General features: G+C 52.2%; 18 protein-coding genes. 11 read left to right on the forward strand and 7 right to left on the reverse strand.

All coding sequences use genetic code 11. The annotated features are described in order from the left end of the window. Positions 1–281, forward strand: a 281-nt coding sequence (locus Q394_RS21975) for a zinc ribbon domain-containing protein (protein WP_156946862.1), incomplete at its 5' end; no start/stop codon positions are given. Between the two features lie 40 nt (positions 282–321). Here Q394_RS21975 and Q394_RS0112275 read toward each other — a convergent pair. Then, positions 322–1,155: an FAD/NAD(P)-binding protein gene (locus tag Q394_RS0112275; protein WP_028489538.1), complete on the reverse strand. Its 834-nt coding sequence runs from the start codon at positions 1,153–1,155 to the stop codon at positions 322–324. Beyond that, complete coding sequence (locus tag Q394_RS0112280; RefSeq protein WP_028489539.1) at positions 1,152–2,228, reverse strand: 4Fe-4S dicluster domain-containing protein; 1,077 nt, start codon at positions 2,226–2,228, stop codon at positions 1,152–1,154. Before Q394_RS0112280 ends, Q394_RS0112275 begins: the two co-directional genes overlap by 4 nt. A gap of 215 nt (positions 2,229–2,443) precedes the next feature. Here Q394_RS0112280 and Q394_RS21535 point away from each other — a divergent pair, with 215 nt between their 5' ends. The 3 genes from Q394_RS21535 to gorA all read left to right on the forward strand — a co-directional run bounded on the left by Q394_RS21535 (position 2,444) and on the right by gorA (position 7,762). Further along, positions 2,444–5,455, forward strand: coding sequence for a PAS domain-containing hybrid sensor histidine kinase/response regulator (locus Q394_RS21535; protein ID WP_051543382.1), 3,012 nt, complete (start codon positions 2,444–2,446; stop codon positions 5,453–5,455). Between the two features lie 129 nt (positions 5,456–5,584). Further along, positions 5,585–6,319 carry a glutathione peroxidase gene (locus Q394_RS0112290; protein WP_028489540.1) on the forward strand — a complete coding sequence of 245 codons (735 nt, stop codon included), beginning with the start codon at positions 5,585–5,587 and terminating at the stop codon, positions 6,317–6,319. Positions 6,320–6,397: 78 nt separating this feature from the next. Next, positions 6,398–7,762: a glutathione-disulfide reductase gene (gorA, locus tag Q394_RS0112295; protein ID WP_028489541.1), complete on the forward strand. Its 1,365-nt coding sequence runs from the start codon at positions 6,398–6,400 to the stop codon at positions 7,760–7,762. Positions 7,763–7,850: 88 nt separating this feature from the next. On the opposite strand, the gene Q394_RS0112300 is transcribed toward gorA, so the two are convergent. Then, entirely contained in the window at positions 7,851–8,720 is an 870-nt protein-coding gene (locus Q394_RS0112300; protein ID WP_051543384.1) for a DMT family transporter, read from the reverse strand. A 30-nt stretch (positions 8,721–8,750) separates the two neighbouring features. Continuing rightward, positions 8,751–10,625 (reverse strand): M48 family metallopeptidase, encoded by a 1,875-nt coding sequence (locus tag Q394_RS0112305; RefSeq protein ID WP_028489543.1) that lies wholly within the window; start codon positions 10,623–10,625, stop codon positions 8,751–8,753. Between the two features lie 156 nt (positions 10,626–10,781). On the opposite strand from Q394_RS0112305, the gene Q394_RS0112310 reads away from it, so the two are divergent. After that, positions 10,782–11,630, forward strand: coding sequence for a transglycosylase SLT domain-containing protein (locus Q394_RS0112310; protein WP_051543386.1), 849 nt, complete (start codon positions 10,782–10,784; stop codon positions 11,628–11,630). Between the two features lie 11 nt (positions 11,631–11,641). Here the strand turns inward: Q394_RS0112310 and Q394_RS0112315 are convergent, their stop codons facing one another. From Q394_RS0112315 to Q394_RS21540, 3 genes are read right to left on the reverse strand one after another with little or no spacing between them, the layout of a single operon-like run. Further along, entirely contained in the window at positions 11,642–12,844 is a 1,203-nt protein-coding gene (locus Q394_RS0112315) for an exo-beta-N-acetylmuramidase NamZ family protein (protein ID WP_211248809.1), read from the reverse strand. Beyond that, positions 12,828–13,352 carry a DOMON-like domain-containing protein gene (locus Q394_RS0112320; RefSeq protein ID WP_028489546.1) on the reverse strand — a complete coding sequence of 175 codons (525 nt, stop codon included), beginning with the start codon at positions 13,350–13,352 and terminating at the stop codon, positions 12,828–12,830. Before Q394_RS0112320 ends, Q394_RS0112315 begins: the two co-directional genes overlap by 17 nt. A 4-nt stretch (positions 13,353–13,356) precedes the next feature. Continuing rightward, on the reverse strand, positions 13,357–13,797 hold the full coding sequence (locus Q394_RS21540; RefSeq protein ID WP_156946863.1) for a bacteriohemerythrin: 441 nt from the start codon (positions 13,795–13,797) through the stop codon (positions 13,357–13,359). Positions 13,798–14,058: 261 nt separating this feature from the next. Between Q394_RS21540 and Q394_RS0112330 the strand changes: the two genes are divergently transcribed. Genes Q394_RS0112330 through nqrF form a run of 6 tightly spaced genes read left to right on the forward strand, consistent with a single transcriptional unit; the run spans position 14,059 to position 19,925 of the window. Beyond that, positions 14,059–15,399, forward strand: coding sequence for a Na(+)-translocating NADH-quinone reductase subunit A (locus Q394_RS0112330; protein ID WP_028489547.1), 1,341 nt, complete (start codon positions 14,059–14,061; stop codon positions 15,397–15,399). A gap of 2 nt (positions 15,400–15,401) precedes the next feature. Continuing rightward, positions 15,402–16,628 (forward strand): NADH:ubiquinone reductase (Na(+)-transporting) subunit B, encoded by a 1,227-nt coding sequence (locus Q394_RS0112335; RefSeq protein WP_028489548.1) that lies wholly within the window; start codon positions 15,402–15,404, stop codon positions 16,626–16,628. Next, a complete protein-coding gene (locus Q394_RS0112340) occupies positions 16,625–17,437 on the forward strand; it encodes a Na(+)-translocating NADH-quinone reductase subunit C (RefSeq protein ID WP_084260456.1) in 813 nt (270 codons plus the stop codon). Before Q394_RS0112335 ends, Q394_RS0112340 begins: the two co-directional genes overlap by 4 nt. Next, positions 17,434–18,096 carry an NADH:ubiquinone reductase (Na(+)-transporting) subunit D gene (locus tag Q394_RS0112345; protein ID WP_028489550.1) on the forward strand — a complete coding sequence of 221 codons (663 nt, stop codon included), beginning with the start codon at positions 17,434–17,436 and terminating at the stop codon, positions 18,094–18,096. The genes Q394_RS0112340 and Q394_RS0112345 overlap by 4 nt, the downstream gene beginning before the upstream one ends. A 1-nt stretch (position 18,097) precedes the next feature. Beyond that, a complete protein-coding gene (gene nqrE, locus Q394_RS0112350) occupies positions 18,098–18,694 on the forward strand; it encodes an NADH:ubiquinone reductase (Na(+)-transporting) subunit E (RefSeq protein WP_028489551.1) in 597 nt (198 codons plus the stop codon). A 10-nt stretch (positions 18,695–18,704) separates the two neighbouring features. Beyond that, entirely contained in the window at positions 18,705–19,925 is a 1,221-nt protein-coding gene (gene nqrF, locus Q394_RS0112355; protein ID WP_028489552.1) for an NADH:ubiquinone reductase (Na(+)-transporting) subunit F, read from the forward strand. Positions 19,926–20,037: the final 112 nt, after the last annotated feature.

Genomic DNA, 20,037 nt, shown 5'->3' on the forward strand with positions numbered 1-20,037 from the left:
AGTTCACTCGCCAGCTTGCGTACAAAGCTGGCTGGTACGGGAGGACATACGTTGAGATAGGGAGATTCTTCCCGTCCACTAAACGCTGTTCCTGCTGTGGGTTCGTGAAAGAAAACATGCCGCTGGACGTGCGATCGTGGGAGTGCCCCGAATGCGGCACAACCCACGACCGTGACGTGAATGCAGCACGTAACATTTTAGCCGCCGGGCTGGCGGTGTTAGCCTTTGGAGAGAATGTTAGTGGCGATGGCATTTCGGTGTCGTCGTCCTGTTCTCGGTGAATTAGGAATCCCCCGGCTTTAGCCGTGGGGAGTAGTCAAGTTAAAACCCCTTCACCCCTAACAGGTGGCTGATGGCGGGCAGTGGAAACACCGGGCCATCTTTACAGATGAATTGCCCGCCGAACTGGCAATGCCCGCAGTGCCCGACGGCGCAGTGCATATTGCGTTCCATGCTCAGCCAGATGTCGTCTGCCGCCACGTGCTTTTCCAACAGGCGTTGGCTGGCGACTTGCATCATGATTTCAGGGCCGCACAGCATGGCGCTGGCATTGTCGGCCTCGAAGTTGGCCTTATCCAGCAGGTCGGTGACGAAACCGCTGTCGAATGCCCAGTGCGGGGTGGTTTCATTCGCCGCCAGCAGGATTTGGGTGTCGGGCAATTTGCTCCACGCGGCGTATTGTTCGCGCCAGATCAGGTCGTTGGAATGTTTCACGCCTTGCATAATGACCAGTCGCCCAAAACGTTCACGGCGTTGCAACACATAATTGATCACCGACACCACCGGCGCACAGCCCAAGCCGCCCGTGATCAGCACCACGTCGCGGCCTTCGGCTTCCGCCATTGGCCAGCCTCGCCCGTAGGGGCCACGCACACCAATGTAATCACCCTGTTGCAGTGCCGCCATCGCCTTGGTAACGCGCCCGACCACGCGGATGGTGTGGTCGTACAGGTTGGCGTTTTCCGGGTCGGACACGATCGAGATCGGCACTTCACCCACGCCATGCAGGTAAAGCATATTGAATTGCCCCGGCTCGAAGCTGTAATTGGCTTGCAGCTCCGGGTTAGTAAATTGCAGGCGCAGGGTGAAAATGTCCGGCGCTTCCTGAATGCGTGCGACGATTTCAGCCTCGTGTGGCAAGTAAGCGTTATTCATGCGGTTAAACTCCCCACTTCTGCCGTCAAATCAATCCCGACCGGACACCAAGTCATGCAACGCCCGCAACCCGTGCAGCCGCTGCGCCCGAACTGTTCGTGCCAGCCTGCCAGTTTGTGCGTCAGCCATTGGCGGTAATAATCCTTGTGGGTACGCCGCACTGCGCCGCCGTGAATATGGCTGTGGCTGGGGTCAAAGCAGGAATTCCACAAGCGTTCGTGGGTGCTGCTATTGCCATCCAGCGCTGGGCGTTCCACTTCCTGATGGCAGAAACAGGTGGGGCAAACGCTGGTGCAGTTGCCGCAAGCGATACAGCGAGCGCCGACATCTTCCCAGTGCGGGTGCTGGAGCAGGTCGTACAGCGGTGGCTTTTCCGGCAGGGTGCGGGATTGTTGGGTGGCAGCTTGCATCCGTTGTTGGGCGGTGGCCTGCTGTGTGGCGCTGGCTGCGTGCAGGGGGAGTTGTTTGGCGAGGTGTTCGCCGCGTTCCGAGCCGATTTCCAGCACAAAGCCGTCGTCAATTTCACTGAGGAGCAAGTCGTAACCGCTGCGGATGACCGGGCCGTCGCCAGTGGATACGCAGAAACAGGTGGCGGCGGCATGGGTGCAATTCACCCCGATCAGCAGCAGGTTGTCACGGCGTTGCTGGTAATACGGGTCGGGGTATTCACCGTGCAGGAAATGCTGATCTTGCAAGGCCAGTGCCGCCAAGTCACAGGCACGCACGCCAAGGATGGCGATTTTCTGCGGCTTGGGCAGAATGGTTTTGAAATGCAGCCTGCCGGATTCGTCGCGCACCACTTTCCACAGGTTTTCCTGCGGTGCGAAAGTGTGCGGCTTGATGGCGGCAGCACCGTTCGCCCAGTCGAACCAATAGGGCGAGCCGGTCTGGTGCAGGCGGTAATGACCGGGTTGCTGGGTATCTTGCCAGCCTGTGGGAAGTTGTGAAACCTGTTCCAGTGTATCAAAGACGATGGCACCGTGACGCACTTGTGGCGCGATGCAGTGGTGGCCTTCTGCTTGTAGCGAGGTCAGCAGATGAGGGAAATCTGCTCGAGTGAGGAAGTGTTGCATGGTCGTCTCTGCTTTCTTGCTGCGACCTTTATAGTCTAGCGCCTTTGGCGGGGGATAGGGCTGCCGAAAGTCAAATAGTTGCTGGTTTGTATTGGGACGTGTTCCTTTGTGTGGTTGTTAATGGCATTGGTCGGAATCGTATGGAGGCAGCGCATTTTATAGGGTATGCTGTACTAACCCATTAAAAAAACAATAAAACAGAGTCGAATCAATTAATGAACAGCTCTTCAGAAATCCTGTGTGCCTCGGCAAAAAATGCTGGCGAATCTTCGATATGTCATGATCTGCTGGCATTGCGAGAGCAAACTCAACAAGCACTGCGTAAAAGTGAAGAGCGTTACCAAATATTGCTTTCCGCGATGAGTGACCTGGTCTTGGTGCTGGATGAGGATGATCGGGTGCTGGATGTGCATTGTCGTTCTGCTCATATGCTATTGCTGCCGCCTGCTGAGCTTCTAGGGAAGTCTATTAGTGTCGTGTTGCCACCCGATATTAGCGAACGTTATCAACTTTGTGCCGCGCAGGTCAGGCAAACCGGTGAGAACCTGCGGTACGAATATGTGTTGGTAATGGCAGGTGAACAGCGTTGTTTCATTGCTTCTCTGAATCGGCACGAAGATGGGTGTAAAATTGTTGTCGATGTCAGGGATATCACTGAACGTAAGCAGGCAGAAAAAGCATCGCAAGAGCAAACCCGGCTGTTCAATCTCATCACCGAAAACATGCACGATTATATTGGCATTCTCGATCTTGACCTTAAGCCGTTGTATGCGACGCCTTCGCTCGCTCGGCGGATTGGGTATAGTGCCGAAGAAATGGCTAGTTTGCCGTTGTCTCATTTCATGACCCCTGATTCTTATGCGCACCTGACGCAGGTGGTGGCGGAAAATCTTGCGCCAGAACGCTTGGCAGACCCACAACTGGCCATTGCTTTTGATGTGACGTTGGAGGTTATTCGCAAGGATGGTAGTCGGTATTGGTGCAGCAGCGAGCATCGGCTGATTCGTGATGCGCAGGGGCGACCTGAATATATTCTGGAAACCGGGCGTGATATTACCGAACGTAAACATACTGAGCAGATGGTGTTGCGTAAGGATGCCTTGCTTCAGGCGGTTGCGACGGCAGTACAGGCATTATTATCAGAACCTTGTATTGATAATGCTGTACAGCAAGCATTAGCGGCTATAGGAGTTGCAACTAGACAAGATCGCGTATATTTGTTTGAAAGCCATGTTGCGCCGGTGACAGGTAAGCGGTTGATGAGTCAGCGCTATGAGTGGCGTTTGGGTTCGGCGCATTTTCAGATAAATAATGCAGCATTACAAAATATTCCCTTTGATAGGCATTTCTCGCGTTGGTTTGAGTTGTTATCACAGGGGAAGGTTGTTGTTGGGGCTGTCGCTGATTTTCCAGAACATGAGCGCTTGAGGCTGTTGCCACGTAATATTGTGTCCCTTATGGTCGTGCCTGTCTGTGTGGCTGGGCAATTCTGGGGCTTTATCGGTTTTGATAATTGCCAAGTGGATTATGCTTGGGGGGCAGAGGAGCAGGCTATTCTGACATCCATGGCGGCTTCGGTAGGATCGGCTATTATGCGTCATCGTTCGGAAGCGATTTTGCGGGAAACGAATGTCAAGTTGGAGCAGGCGACCGCTCACTCGTTTGCAATGGCCGCCAAAGCTGAGGACGCGAGTAAGGCGAAAAGCCTGTTTTTGGCCAATATGAGCCATGAAATCCGTACACCAATGAATGCCATTATCGGGATGAGTTACCTTGCTCTCAGTACGCCATTGGATCAGCGTCAACACGATTACATTTCTCAGATACAAAATGCAGCCCAGTCGTTGTTGCGTATCATCAACGATATTCTAGATTTCTCCAAGATCGAGGCGGGCAAGCTGGTGTTGGAAAAGACCTCTTTCCGACTAGAGGATGTGGTGAGTAGCGTGTTGACGCTGCAACGGCAACGCGCATTGGAAAAAGGTATCGAGTTGTTATTGGATTTGCGTAGCACCTGTTTGATGGGCGAACAGGGGACATTTTGGGGTGACCCTTTACGTTTGGAGCAGATTCTGACGAATCTTTTGACTAATGGCGTGAAATTTACGCACGATGGCTATGTGCTGCTGTGTATCGATGAGCTGGAACGTAGTGATACGGCTAGCCACTTGCGTTTTTGCATTGAGGATAATGGCATTGGTATGAATGCCGATGTGGTGAATAGCCTGTTTCAGGAGTTCTCTCAGGCTGATGATTCGACAACACGTCGTTATGGGGGAACAGGGTTAGGGCTAAGTATTGTGAAGCGACTCCTTGATCTGATGGGGGGGGAGGTTAGTGTTAGTAGTGAAGTGGGTCGAGGCTCCCGTTTTTCCTTTAACCTGACGTTGGAACATGACGGTCAATCGATCAAAAGTTTGCCTACTCGTTCGGCACCTAGACGCAGGGCTTTAGTGGTTGATGACCATAAGCCTGCCCGTTCTGTGCTTTGCCATTTGCTAAAACAGGGGGGGATGGATTGTGAAGATACTGAGTCAGGTGCTGTCGCACTCACGATGCTTCAGCAAGTGGGGGTGTCGTATGATATGGTGTTTATCGATTGGATGATGCCTGGCGTTAGTGGTGCGGAATTGATTAATGTAATCAAAGGTTTACGCCTTGAGAAGCCACCGTTAATTGTGGTGGTATCGGCTTATGACATTGCACAAATTCACCAGTTGTACGGGCAACAGAATATTGACCATTTCCTTCCTAAGCCAGTGTTACCCAAGGATTTGTATAAACTGCTGAATCAGTCGACTTCAGAGGAAAGCTTGCTAAGCACCGTTGCCGTTGATACGTCTCTCTGTTTGCGGGGCAAGCGGATTCTGGTGGTGGAAGATAACCCCATTAATCAGTTGATTGCCTCGGAAATTCTTAGCCAATACGGTGCTGTTGTCGATTGCGCCGATAATGGGCAAGAGGGTGTTGAGAAGATTCTGACGGCCGGTGAACCGTTGTATGACGTGGTGTTAATGGATATTCAGATGCCCGTTATGGATGGTTATGAAGCGACCCGCTTGATCCGCAGCCATGCGCGTTTTGTTCGCCTCCCCATCATCGCGTTGACCGCAAATGCCATGCTCGAAGAAAAAGAGCGTTGTTTGGCGGCAGGTATGAATACTCACATCTCGAAACCTTTTGAACCGGAAGCCCTCTTGCAAACATTGCTAGGCTTGATCGAATAAACCGAACATAACGTTAGAAACAATCTGCTGTTAAATGCATTAACATCTCCTTATACTGCGCCCATTCCAATCAGTTTTATAGATTGTTACGTAATTGTTAAATTGTTTTTTCTCAAAAGGAGATCAACCATGTTTGAAAATAAAGAAGGTCAACGTATTCCTAACGTTACATTCCGTACTCGCCAAAACAATGCGTGGGTTGATGTGCAAAGTGCCGACCTGTTTGCGGGCAAGACCGTGATCGTTTTCTCGCTGCCGGGCGCATTTACCCCGACTTGTTCGTCTACGCACGTACCGCGTTACAACCAGATGGCGGATACCTTCAAGAAGCTGGGTGTCGATGAAATCATCTGCATGTCGGTCAACGATACTTTCGTTATGAACGAGTGGAAAGTTGACCAGAAAGCCGACAAAATCACCTTCATCCCGGACGGTAACGGTGACTTCACCGACGGCATGGGTCTGTTGGTCGACAAGAACGACATCGGTTTCGGCAAGCGTTCATGGCGTTATTCCATGCTGGTGAAAGACGGCGTGGTTGAGAAAATGTTCATCGAACCTAATAAGCCGGGCGACCCGTTTGAAGTATCCGATGCGGATACTATGCTGGCTTACATTGCACCGAATGAACAAGCACCGCTGGATGTTACCGTATTCACCCGTCAAGGTTGCCCATTCTGCGCCCGTGCCAAAGGCATGTTGCATGATGCTCAAATTGATTTTGACGAAATGGAACTGAACCGCGATTATACCAACCGTAGCCTGCGTGCCATTGCGGGCGTGGACATGGTTCCACAAGTGTTCATCAACGGTGAGTTGATTGGCGGATCGGACAAACTGGAAGCGTGGTTGAAAGCACGTTAGGCTTCGGCTGCGCTCAGCCCACGGTGTTTCGTTCCCTGAGCGTAGTCGAAGGGAACATTCAGAATTACGGAGAATAGCATGAGCCAACATTACGATTTAATCGCCATTGGCGGCGGTAGCGGTGGCCTGTCGGTTGTCGAAAAGGCCGCAAAGCACGGCGCGAAATGTGCCGTGGTGGAAGTCAACGACGACCTCGGCGGTACGTGCGTCAACCGTGGCTGTGTACCGAAAAAGGTCATGTGGTTCGCGGCGAATCTGGCTCATGCCCAACACGATGCGCAGGATTATGGTTTCGCCACGGTTCCCGGCAAGCTCGATTGGGGCAAGCTGGTGATGAAGCGCGAAAACATGATCGGCGGCATCAACGACTGGTATCTGGATAGCTTCCTCAGCGAAGCGGGCATTGACCTGATCGAAGGTCAGGCACGGTTTGTCGATGCAAAAACGCTGCAAGTAAACGGCGAAACCTACACTGCTGACCACATCGTGATTGCCACGGGTGGTCGCCCGGTGGTGCCAACGGATATTCCCGGTGCGGAACACGGCATCAGCTCCGACGGCTTTTTCGCGCTGGATGAACAGCCTGAAAAAGTGGCGGTAGTTGGTGGCGGTTACATCGCACTGGAACTGGCGGGCGTGTTGAATGCGCTAGGTTCAGAAACCCACATGCTGCACCAGGGTTTCCCGGTGTTGATCGGTTTTGACAGCCTGATGCAGAAAACCTTGCGTGCGCAAATGGAAGCCGATGGCGTGCATTTCAATGACCACGGCAAGATTGCTAGCGTCGACAAGCAGGCTGACGGCAAACTGAGCATTCAGTACGTCGATGGCAGCACGCTGGGCGATGTTGACCAGTTATTGTGGGCGATTGGCCGTAAGAACAACACCGATGACCTCGGTCTGGAAAACATTGGCTTGGCACTTGCGCCCGGTGGTTTCATCGACGTAAATGACTATCAGGAAACCAGCGTTCCCGGTGTTTACGCGATTGGTGACATCATCAATAAGCGCGGTGTGCAACTGACCCCGGTGGCAATTGCCGCAGGGCGTCGTCTCGGCGACCGTTTGTTTGGTGGCATGAAAGACCGTAAGCTCGATTACAGCCTGATCCCCACGGTGATGTTTACGCATCCACCGATTGGCACGATTGGTCTGTCGGAAGAAGCCGCGCGGGAAAAATACGGCGACGCGGTGAAGGTGTACAGCACCGAATTCACCCCCATGTATTATTCCTTCGTCAAACACAAAGCCAAGACGGCAATGAAGCTAGTGGTGGTGGGTGAAGACGAAAAAATCGTCGGCTGCCACGCCATTGGTTTGGGTGTGGATGAAATGATGCAAGGTTTCGCCGTTGCTATCCGTATGGGTGCAACCAAGCAAGACTTTGACGACACCATCGCCATTCACCCTGTCAGTGCCGAAGAACTGGTCACGATGAAATAACCTTTTGGAAGAGGGCGTATGCAATACGCCCCTACCGGGAACAATATTCGTAGGGGCGTATTGCATACGCCCTCTTCATTCTCCCCGATTATTTCCGCAATAAACTTACTCCGTACATCACCAATACCATCCCCGCCAAATGGAACCAGCCAAACGGTTCACCCAACAGCCACACCGCCAGTAAGATCGTAAACACGGGTCCCACTGTACCCACTATGCTGGTTTTCGCCGCACCAATCCGCGCAATGGCTTCACTGATCATAAAGCTCGGCAATACCGTGCTGAATACTGATAACAACACCGCATAACCCCATACCGGCAGGGGCACTGCCAAATCCGCGAGGGCGTGCGTCGCCAGAAAGTGCACAAAGATGAATAACGTCGACGCCAACATGGCAATGCTAGTGAATAACAGGCTACCCAGCTTGCCAATCAGGCGTTTGCTGAAGACCACGTAACACGCAAAGGTAAGCGCTGCCATTGTCACCAACATCACGCCTAGCCGCGCATTGCCGTCGTTCCATTGCGCTTCGTGTGCATACAGCAACACAATGCCGCTGTAAGTCAGTACCAGCGCCAATACAATCCGCCAAGTGATTTTTTCCTGCAAAAATACCCAGCCTAGCAAGGTAGTCATGATCGGGTAGGTATACAGCGTCAGGCGTTCGAGTTGCGCGGAAATGTGCTGCAAGCCTTCCATATCCAGCCACGAGGCGAGGTAATAGCCCATGAAACCCAGCCCCAACAAGGTGAGTAATTCCAGTGGCACGGGTTTCAGTGTTTGCGGTTTGCGCAGCAGCCAGCCGAGGATGACCGCGTAAAACGGTAGCGCCAGCAACATGCGCAGGGTTAGCAGGGTGGTGGTATCCACCCCGTGTGCGTAAGCCAGTTTGATGAAAATGGACTTCAGTGCAAACAAGGCCGTGCCGCCAATTGCTAGCCATAGGCCAAATTGCATGGTATTTCCCGGTGTGATCGAGGGCGTAATCTAATACAACTGTTTACCCACGGCCATGACTTTTTTTACCAGTTTTTTGTGAGTCACGCTGTTGACCACAAACACGTTATGCGAGGTTTTTTGCAAGGTTTCGAGCAGGGCTTGCTGCAAGCGCTCTTCATTCAGGATAAAGCCTTTGATTTTTACCGCTAGCACGAATACTGGCTCATGGGGGAAATTGCGCACCTGTTTTTGCGCTACCCAGACTTCGCTGACGTGTTGATGGCGGTTGAGTGTGCCGAGCAGTTCGCGCTCGAAGTCATAACCACCTTTTTCTACCACTTCTGGGGCAATCAAGATGTCTACATCGTCAAGTTGAGCGCGTTCCTGTTGGGCTTCGTGCATCATGTCGTTGGCGGCTTCCAGCTTCACCAGCCATGCGTTGGCTTGTTGAGGTTGTTGATGGAGGGTGTAATAACGTGAGCATTCATGAGCGGCGTAAACGCGCAAGGCCGGGTTTTTCATGGCTTTTTCAAGATAACGGATACCATCAGCATCATTTTGTGCCAGCAACAAACGCCCGATCGCAAGGTCAGCCGCATTGTCATCGGGTTGGTCGGCTGAGTATTGCAAATACAAAGAAAGCGCATCCTTATCCGGTTGGTATTGTTCGGTTAGGCTGGCGAGTTGCCAACGCTCCTCAGCTGTCAGGGTATGGTCATCACGTTGGGATAGGCTGGCAATGGTTTGTTGGGCAGCTTGAGCACGCTGGTAAAATTCCTCCCATTCGACACTGTTATCGTGGCTCCATTGCTGGTCAAAATGTTGGATGACACGTTTGGCTTCACTACCCAGCCATAGGAGGGCTTTGCGGTCATCGGCTTCTTCTTGTAGCCCGGTGGCTTTGAGTGCTTTGAGCCGCTCTATCAGGGCAGGGTGGGTATCTGACGGGTTGGTTTTATGCGTCAACACCGTGCGTAGGTGGTGCTTGAACGCCTCATGCTGTGGTTGTGGCTGCTGGTAAAATTGTTGTAATTGGCTATACGTCGCTTGATCGGCCTGCGCTTGTGTGTGAGCTTTACGGTAAAGTGGTTGCCAGAACTGTTCTTGAGTAAACGCCGCGTAGACATGGGTGGCGATCAAGGCGGAAGCCGTGGTGTGACAGGATGTTAGTTTGCCTGCTACTGCATCGGCTTCATATTCATTGTTGCGTGCCAATACATAGGAGTAGCCTGCAAAATAGGGGGTATACCACTCCGTAAAGTAGCGTATTGGCGCAGTTCCCCACGCATTGGTTTGCTGAATAGCATGGCTAATTTGAGCCCAGCTTTGCCGTACTCGATAGATCCAGCCCGCAAATTTGCTGTGATTGCCGGACAAGTGCGCAAGTTCATGTGCTAGAACGGCTCGCGCTTGTGAGGGGGAAAGTGCCATCAACAATTCTAACCCGACCAGCAGCGTATTGTGGTGGGGGCCAATGATGCCCAGTCGTGGGGTCTGAGCAATGGCGGCGTTCATGTCTGGCGTGAGAATGATGGTGTGGATTGGGGGTGTTGCCAATTGTTTGCTTAATGCATTGACTTCCGACCAAAGTTGCGGGAATTCTGTTGGTTTTAACGCATAGCCTGTCGGTGAGGGAATACGTACCAAGAGTGAGCGCCCGACCACCCAAAGTAGCCCTCCCAACACGATAATTAGTTTGTTTTTTAAGAGTAGCAATAAGACGGCGGAGCTGGTGAAGGCTAGCCAAACCGTTCCGCCTGTCAGTAGTAGCAATAGTGCTAACAGCCCGCCGATAACGCTATATCCAAGTAAAGCCAGCCCTTGCAGACGCCGCTTGTACGTGGTGGGGTGCTGTGCAATATCCTGTTCAGCGCGATGTACCAATTCTTCAAATTGTTGGCGGTATTCGGTTGAGGTTTTCATGCGTGTACGATTATGTTATTGGGGTTATTAATGGGAAAGTTTAGCAAAGACTAATTTACATTCGGCAGTTTTTCGGATTGAAGGCGCTAAATAGCACGAGCATCCCACGCAGATACAACTAGAATAACGCTATCCTGAAATACTGAAAGATACGTTATGTTGCACCAAGCCTTTATTTACTTTTCTTCTGTCGCTGTTTGGCGGCGTTTGCTGCTGATGTTATGGGCTGTTGTCATGGGGATGGGAGGGGCAAGTGCGGCTGAACCTGCTTGGCAGAAGGTTGCTTACCGGGTTCCCGTGGCAGAATCACCGTTGACGCATTTGGCGCAAAAACATGAGAAGTTATTTACGTTCTTTGTAGAAAATGCTTTGCACGGCAAGGGTAAAAAGGATTTTGACGTTGTTACCAAGCGCGTTAAAAATAAGATTATGTGGCGTAATGGTAGCGGTACAAATATTTACCATGATGCATTTGTGCGTTCTTACCCGTTCGTTTCCAAGTTAGATTTACAGGGAATGCCCGACAGCATCCTGTTGATCGCGTATCTTGAATCACAGTGGCATGGTAAAAAAGGTAAAAAATCCGCTGATTACGGCTACTGGCAATTCACGCCGGAAGTCTTAAAAGAAATCCAATCGTTGGATTATGTGCCTGATGGACTGAAAACCACCAATATCAACAAATTGCGTGCCGATGCCACTCTCAGCACGCAGGCCGCGCAAGTGCATTTACACCGCTACCATTTCTATTTTGCCAATGTCGCCAAGTTTTCGGAAAGTGATGCGTGGTTACTGACCTTTACAGCATTCAACTGGGGGGCAGGCAATGTGAAACGCATGATCGCTGATATGGAAAGCGAAGGTATTGAAGCCAATTTCGCCAATTTCTACCACCGTTTGTACGCTGCTCATAAAGCTAACCCTAGTGATATATCACTACGGGCAGCGACGGAGTACGTGCCGAGCTTGTGGAATCTCGCGCAGTTGATTGGGGCTGACAAATAGCAATAGTTTGCTCAGTACAGCAGGAAAGGCTGGCGGGTGACTTCCCATGCTTGTTCATCTGGCACGGTCAGCGCATCCAGGTCGGCGGGAACAGCTTGCGGATCATCCACCCATTCACGCAGTAGCGGCGAGCCGTTGATAACGTCGATGGGTAGCTTGCCGAAAGCGTATTCGTAAGGGAAATCGCGCCAAAGTGCGTAGTCGGGGTAGAGCTGGCGAATCGCTTTGAACGCCAGCGCTTGCACCCGCCACGGGCGGAAGGCGGCGTGGTTGTAATGCGGCGCTTCCACATGGATTTGCACCCCGGCACACAGTTTGCCCGCGTGCTTGTGGAAGGTCGGCTCGAACCAGCATTCGCGCAGGATACAGCCTTGCAACCAGTGTGGGGCGAGTGTTTGCATGGTGCTGATCACGGCGCGGGCATCAATGTCGGGTGCGCCGAACAGTTCCAGCGGTCGAGTAGTGCCGCGCCCTTCGGAGAGGGTTGCACCTTCCAGCATCACGGTTCCGGCGTAACAGCGTGCCATCGACAGGTTGGGGGCGTTGGGGCTGGGGTTGACCCATTCGCGCCTACCGAGCGGCCAGCCGTAGCCGGGGGCTTTGTCCGGCCGCCAACCTTCCATGCCAATCACACGGTATTCGAGATGGAGCTTGAGTTCCTGGATGAACCACAGGCCGAGTTCACCCATCGTCAAGCCGTGGCGCATGGGCATGGCTCCCGCGCCGACGAAACTTTCCCAGCCCGCCCGCAAGGTTAAACCTTCCACCGGGCGGCCTGCTGGGTTGGGGCGATCCAGCACCCACACTGCTTTGCCGTGTTGTGTGGCGGCTTCCAGCACGTAGCGCAGGGTGGTGATGAAGGTGTAAATGCGGCAGCCCAAATCCTGTAAGTCCACCAGCAGCACGTCAAAGGTGTCCATCATCGCATCGGTGGGTCGGCGCACTTCGCCATACAAGCTAAAAATCGGGATACCGTGCTGCGGGTCGATGAAGTCGGGCGATTCCATCATATTGTCCTGTTTGTCGCCTTTGATGCCGTGTTGAGGGCCAAAAGCAGCGCTCAGGGTGATGTCAGGCAAGGCTGCGATAGCATCCAGTGCGTGCGTCAGGTCGGGTGTGACCGAGGCAGGGTGTGCAAGCAGGGCAATACGCTTGCCCGCGAGTGGGGTACGTAAAGTGGCGTCTGTGAGAAAGCGGTCAAGGCCAAATTTCATGTATAAATCCATCACGGTGGTGAAAATCCGGGTGTTCAGTCGGATGATACAACGACCAGTAGGATTTTTCGCCTGTTGTGGTTTCGATGACAGCGCTCAAGGCTAGCTGTAACGGTTTACTTTGCGGGTTAGGGGGGAAAGCGGTGGCAGGGATAGTGGCTTGAAGATCAGTGTGTGGCGTAACGTGCACTGTGCATCCCGTCCACTCCAGCTTTTCCCGGTAGCCACTGAAGGCATACGCAGCCCATTGGCTCGACGGCGAAAAATTGAATTCGTGATAGCGGCTGTCACCCTGTACACCGATGAATGCTTCAAAGCAGGTGTGTTGCCATAAGTTATCGGTCGCGGTGGGGGTTTGCAGTGCGGGAATGCGGATGTGCGCAAGATCACCGCGTAAGCTGTATTGCAGGTGCAAACTGCCATCCACCCTGCGTTCTAGCGTTACGCACAAGTCTTGTACCACTGTACAAGGTGTCGCCGGGTGGCAATGTAGGGTAAGCAACGTCATTGATTTAGGCGAAGTCGAGTGCGCCGCCTTTGTCCTGATACATTTTCAGGAAGCGAGCGGTGATCATGTCCATCGTAGCAATGTGTTGTTTCAGCCAGACGGTCAGGTTTGTTTCGAGATATTGGCGCAATGCGGGCATATCGCGACTGGTTTTCCAGTGGTCGAATGCGGCCTTCATATCCGCCAGCGCAATATCGTGTTCATCCTTGTGTACCGGGTAAGGGCGGAAATCAATGATCAGCATATTGCGATTTTCTTGCTCAAAATGCGCGGTAGTGTGCTGGAGTAATGCATCCAGGCGAGTGTCGATCAGTGTGATGTCGGTTGGCGCTTGGGTTAGCAGTGTGTGGAGCTCGTTGAGCATAACGCGCTCTTCTTCGTGTAGTTGGGTGATAGCGGGGATTTCCATCGACAGGAAGGCGTTAGCATCGATTTGCGTAGGCATAGGTGACAGCACCGTGAATTTCAAAAATAAAGTATGCAAAGTGTGTAATAGGCTGAGGGTAATTGCAATTATCCTTGCAGCCCTGCTTTGTACAGCGTCTGTTGGTGTGAAGTGCTGACACTTACTGATACTTAAATGCTGAATGTGGCATTATTTCGCATGTTTGCTTGCAACATTGTCGACATTTCATGATAATTTGCAATCTTCAGCACCTGCCAACGACGGCAGGTGCATTTCTCCTCAAGAGCGTTGTTGCAGCACATGAAAATCAGTAAAGGTCTGGATTTGCCTATCACAGGTAAGCCGGAACAAGCGGTTTATGCACATCCTGCCCCCCAGACGGTTGCCGTATTGGGGCGAGACTTCCACGACTTGCGCCCCGCGTTGCAGGTTCAGGAAGGGGATCGGGTAAAACGTGGACAAGTCCTGTTCACTGACCGCAAGAGTCCGGGCGTGAATTTCACCTCACCGGGCGGCGGTGTGGTCAAGAAGATTAACAGGGGCGCGAAACGGGTGTTGAACTCGGTCGTCATCGAGCTGGATGATGATGAAGAAGACATTACCTTCCCTGCTTATACCCCTGCACAATTGTCGACTCTCGATGCCGCTACTATTCGACAGCAATTGCTGGATTCTGGGCAGTGGATTGCTTTCCGCACACGGCCTTACAGCAAAGTTCCCAAAGCTGATGCTACCCCTGCTTCGATCTTCGTGACCGCGATAGATACCTACGCGATGGCGGCTGATCCACTGCTTATTATCAATGCAGAAAGTGAAGCGTTTCAGCACGGTTTGCAGTTACTATCCAAGCTTGCGCCAAAAGTGTTCGTTAACCATAAAGATGGTGCAGAGCTTCCTCTGTTTGTGGCGAGTAATATCACTTACACCGGCTTTTCTGGGCCGCATCCAGCGGGTTTACCAGGCACGCATATTCACTTTCTTGACCCAGTAAGCGAACACAAAACTGTGTGGCATATCGGTTATCAGGACGTAATTGCCATTGGCAAGCTGTTTACCACCGGCAAGTTGTACGTGGATCGTGTTATTTCTTTGGCCGGACCAACAGTGTTGAAGCCGCGTTTGCTGCGTACCCGTTTGTGCGCGAGTACGGATGACATCGTGGATGGGCAATTGGATTGCCAAGCTTGTCGCGTCATTGCCGGTTCTTTGCTGTCGGGGTTCCGTGCAGCGGGCTGGAGTGCGTATCTGGGGCGTTACACCGTGCAAGTGGCAGTAGTGGCAGAAGGTCAGCCGCGTGTGTTTATGCACTGGTTGAACCCGATGCTGAAACAGTTTTCCTTCTTGAATGTGTTCCTGAGTCCTGGTGTGCGCGGGCAACAATTCGCGATGACAACCTCGCAAAATGGTAGCCATCGGGCAATGGTGCCGCTGGGCAATTACGAGGAAGTGATGCCGCTGGATATTTTGCCGACACAATTGCTGCGTTCCTTGCTGGTACGTGACACGGTGATGGCGCAACAGCTCGGTGCGTTGGAATTGGATGAGGACGACCTCGCGCTGTGTACTTTTGTGTGCCACAGCAAATACGAATACGGCCCCGCCTTGCGCGAATGCCTGCGAATGCTGGAAAAGGGGGAGTAACCATGTCAGATAAACTGCGCCGCTTACTGGATAAGGTCGAACCTAAGTTCACCCGTGGCGGTAAATATCATAAATACTACGGCCTGTTTGAGATGGTCGATACTCTGCTGTACAGCCCACCCAACCGTACTATCGGTGCGCCGCATGTACGCGACGCACTCGACCTGAAACGGGTGATGGGGTATGTGTGGCTGGCCACTTTTCCGGTGATGTTCATGGCTTGTTTCAATACAGGCTATCAAGCGAATCTGGCAATGCAAGGCATGGGGCTGGAACACGCGGAAGGCTGGCGTGGGGTGATCATGGACATGATCGGCTACGACCCGAAGAGCTTTTTCGATAACGTCTTCCATGGACTGCTGTATTTCCTGCCGGTGTACATGACCACCTTCATTGTGGGTGGGATCGCGGAAGTGGTGTTTGCGCTGGTGCGTGGGCATGAAGTTAACGAAGGTTTCTTTGTCACCTCCATCCTGTATTCCTTGATCCTGCCGCCGGACATTCCGTTGTGGATGGTGGGGATGGGTATCCTCTTCGGGGTTATTCTTGGTAAGGAAGTGTTCGGGGGTACGGGTAAAAACTTCATTAACCCGGCACTGGCAGGGCGTGCGTTCCTGTTCTTTGCTTACCCGGCCTTCATGTCCGGTGATTCGGTATGGGTCGCAGTGGATGGCTATTCCGGTGCCACCACCCTGGCAACCGCCGCGACCGGCGGTATGCAGGCCGTGGCAAACAGCGGGCTGAGCTGGTGGGATGCTTTCATCGGTATCGAACCCGGTTCTTTGGGTGAAACCTCGGCGCTGGCGATCTTTATTGGTGGTGCGTTCCTGTTGTTCACCAAAATTGCCAACTGGCGAATTGTGTCCGGGGTTATGTTCGGCATGATCATGACAGCGATTATGTTCAATACCATTGGCAGTGACACCAACCCGATGTTTGCGATGCCGTGGTACTGGCATTTGGTCACGGGTGGGTTTGCATTCGGCATGATGTTCATGGCGACTGACCCGGTAACAGCGGCGCATACCGATAGCGGGCGCTGGTGGTACGGGGTGCTGATCGGCGTGATGGTTGTCCTGATTCGTGTGGTCAACCCCGCGTTCCCGGAAGGCATGATGCTCGCCATCCTGTTTGCCAATATGTTCGCGCCGTTGATGGATTACACGGTGATGAAAGCCAATATCAAGCGCCGCCTCAAGCGTCAGGCTGCTGGGGAGGCTAAATCATGAATAAGGTTCAGCAATTTTTGGCATTGCCCAACGACAGCAAGGTGAAAACCATTGGGGTTGCCCTGGTGTTGTGTTTGGTGTGTTCCATTGCGGTATCTACGGCGGCAGTGGCTTTGAAGCCAGTACAGGATGTGAACAAGCTGCTGTACAAAAAACGCAATATCCTGCAAATCGCAGGCTTGGAGAAGCCCGGTCAATCGGTGGAAGAGGCTTTCAAACAAGTGGAAGCTAAAGTGGTTGATTTGCAAACCGGGCAATACGTGGAGGGTGTTGATCCCAATACCTTCGATGCGCGTGCTGCTTCGGTAGACCCCAAGCAAAACGTGGTGCTGACCAAGGAACAGGACATTGCCTCGATCAAGCGCCGCGCCAAATACGCCACGGTGTATCTGGTGAAAGACCCACAAGGCAAGGTAGAAAAAGTCATCCTGCCGATCCACGGTTACGGTTTGTGGTCAACCTTGTACGGTTTCCTCGCACTGCAAGCGGATGCGAATACCGTCGTGGGTATGGGGTTCTATGAACATGCTGAAACCCCCGGTCTGGGCGGTGAAGTCGATAATCCGGCATGGAAAGCCAAATGGCCGGGCAAGCAGGTTTTCAATGCTGACGGGCAAGTGGCCATTCGCGTCATGAAAGGTGCTGCTCCCGATGGCGACCCGAAAGCGTTACATGAAGTGGATGCGCTCTCCGGGGCGACCCTGACCAGTACTGGAGTGGATAACCTGATCCATTTCTGGTTGGGTGAAAACGGTTTTGGCCCTTACCTGCAACAATTCCGCACAAGTCTTCCGGGAGGTGCTTCATGAACAGTGCAGTCCGTAATGTGATTGCTAGCCCTTTGGTGGCGAATAATCCGATTACCTTGCAAATTCTGGGTATCTGTTCAGCACTGGCTGTCACCAGTTCCCTGAAAACCGCCTTGTTGATGGCGGCAGCATTGACCACGGTCACGGCATTCTCGAATGCTTCCATCAGTGCCATTCGCCACCACATTCCTGGCAGTATCCGCATTATTGTACAGATGACCATCATTGCCTCGCTGGTGATTGTGGTTGACCAGTTGATGAAAGCTTATGCCTTTGATACGGCGAAACAGTTGTCGGTTTTCGTCGGCCTGATCATCACCAACTGTATCGTCATGGGGCGGGCTGAAGCTTATGCCATGCAGAACCCGGTGGGGATGAGTTTCCTCGATGGTATTGGCAATGGCTTGGGTTATAGCCTGATCCTGATCGTGGTGGCGGTGATTCGTGAGTTATCTGGTTCTGGTTCTTTGCTGGGCTATGAAATCCTTACCCTGACCAAGAACGGTGGCTGGTATGTGCCGAATGGCCTGATGCTGTTACCACCCAGCGCTTTCTTTATCATCGGAATGTTGATTTGGATTATTCGTACCAAATACCCAGAACAGCGTGAAGTTCACGACTTTAAGATTCACGAGAAACATGGCTTGGGGAATCGTTGATATGGAAGCGTTATTAAGTCTATTCATCAAGTCCGTGTTCATTGAGAACATGGCACTGACCTTCTTTTTGGGGATGTGTACGTTCATCGCCATCTCCAAAAAGATCGAAACAGCGGTGGGTTTGGGTATTGCCGTGGTGATTGTGCAGGCGATTACTGTACCCGCCAATAACCTGATCCTGAACGTATTTTTGAAAGATAGCGTCTTGTTGCAAGGGGTGGATCTACGTTTCCTCGGCCTGATCAGTTACATCGCCATCATTGCGGCGATTGTACAGGTGCTGGAAATGGTGCTGGATAAATACGTGCCAGCCCTCTACCAAGCCTTGGGGGTATTTTTACCCTTGATTACAGTGAACTGCGCAATTCTGGGCGGTACGCTGTTTATGGTGGAACGTGATTACACCTTCGTCGAAAGTGTGGTCTACGGTTTCGGCAGCGGCTTTAGCTGGATGTTGGCTATCGTGGTGCTCGCAGGTGTGCGTGAACGCCTCAAATACAGCGATGTCCCAGTCGGTTTACAAGGCTTGGGCATTATTTTCATTACCGTAGGGCTGATGTCGTTGGGCTTCATGTCCTTCTCAGGCATCCAGTTGTAGGAGTGAGGCAATGACAACCGTTTTATTAGGGGTAATGTTGTTTACCCTGATGATCATTGGTTTGGTGTACGGCATTTTATTTGCACGTTCCAAGCTGGTGGCTACTGGTGATATTCACATTTTGGTGAATGGCGAAAAGGATCTGGTGGTGAAACCCGGTAGCAAATTGCTGGGGGCGCTGGCGGAGAAAGGGCTGTTCGTATCGTCGGCCTGTGGCGGCGGCGGTACGTGTGCGCAATGCCGCGTCAAGGTGCTGGAAGGGGGCGGTACGTTGCTGCCGACCGAAGAAGGCCACATTAACCGTCGTCAGGCAGCAGAAGGTGAGCGTTTGGCTTGTCAGGTGTCGGTCAAGCAGGACATGAAGATCGAAGTCCCTGAAGATGTGTTCGGCGTGAAAAAGTGGGAATGCACAGTGCGCTCCAACGATAACAAGGCGACCTTCATCAAGGAACTGGTGGTGGAACTGCCCAAGGGCGAGAAGATCGATTTCCGCGCGGGTGGTTATATCCAGATCGAATGCCCACCGTATGACCTGAAGTATTCCAGCTTTGATATTCCGCCAAAATTCCGCGATGACTGGGATAAGTACAAGCTGTGGGACATTGAGTCGCATGTGACAGAACCCGTGTTGCGTGCCTATTCGATGGCAAGTTACCCGGAAGAAGATGACATTGTGATGCTCAATGTGCGGATTGCGACGCCACCACCGGGCAAGAACGATGTACCAGCAGGCAAAATGTCGTCGTATATCTTCAACCTGAAGCCGGGTGACAAGGTGACGGTTTCTGGACCATTCGGGGAATTTTTCGCCCGTAAGACCGATAATGAAATGGTATTCATTGGTGGTGGTGCGGGAATGGCGCCCATGCGTTCACATATTTATGACCAATTACGCCGTTTGAAAAGTACCCGTAAAATGTCATTTTGGTACGGTGCACGGAGTTTGCGTGAAGCTTTCTATGTTGATGAGTTTGACCAGCTAGCGGCCGAGAATCCAAATTTTACATGGCATATGGGTTTATCTGAGCCACAGCCGGAAGATAACTGGGAGGGGTATGTCGGATTTATTCATGATGTACTTTATCGGCATTATTTAAAAGATCACCCTGCACCAGAAGAATGCGAGTATTATTTATGTGGCCCACCGATGATGAATGCTGCCGTAGTACGGACATTATTGGATTTAGGGGTAGAGCGCGAGAATATCTTGTTGGATGATTTTGGCGGGTAATGCACGTTAATAGTGCAATCTATTGATTATCCTAAAAAGAGCGGGGTGGATATCCACCCCGAACCGCTAGGAGGAAATGGGTCAAAGATTTGACCCAGCGCAATAGTATCTT

This window comes from Thiothrix lacustris DSM 21227 (assembly GCF_000621325.1).
Taxonomy (GTDB): Bacteria; Pseudomonadota; Gammaproteobacteria; order Thiotrichales; family Thiotrichaceae; genus Thiothrix; species Thiothrix lacustris.